Genomic DNA, 380 nt, shown 5'->3' on the forward strand with positions numbered 1-380 from the left:
AATTCTCGAAGTTTGTCTCGTTCGCTTGCCATGGCCTTCTCATCGAATGTATAATCTCGTACGGTAAATCTTTTAAAACAAACGAAAGATCAAATTCTTCTTCTCTCGTCGTTCTATTTACTTATTCTCTCGGCATTTGTGTCGAAATGTATCTTCAGTTTTTTCAAATAATGTCACGGAAAACAAGGCATACTCTTGATCTTGAGTGATCAATTCCGTTGTTCGAGGAACGATCATCGTGCACAATGACTCGTATTTAGCATGCCATTCATTGATTATTGCCTTTGGTACACAGACCAAGACAGTTTTTAAATATTCACTGCCCAGAAGAAAATGTTCTTTCTTCAGGACATCATTTAAATTACGTGTTAATAAACTTC

1 protein-coding gene is annotated in these 380 nt (G+C 36.3%); it reads right to left on the minus strand.

The window, feature by feature from the left end; genetic code table 11:
* Positions 1-117 precede the first annotated feature (117 nt).
* Positions 118-380: hypothetical protein (locus D7Y04_RS43835; protein ID WP_147477411.1), on the minus strand; the 263-nt coding region annotated here is incomplete at its 5' end.

It is taken from the genome of Corallococcus sp. AB038B (genome assembly GCF_003668955.1).
Classification (GTDB): domain Bacteria; phylum Myxococcota; class Myxococcia; order Myxococcales; family Myxococcaceae; genus Corallococcus; species Corallococcus exiguus.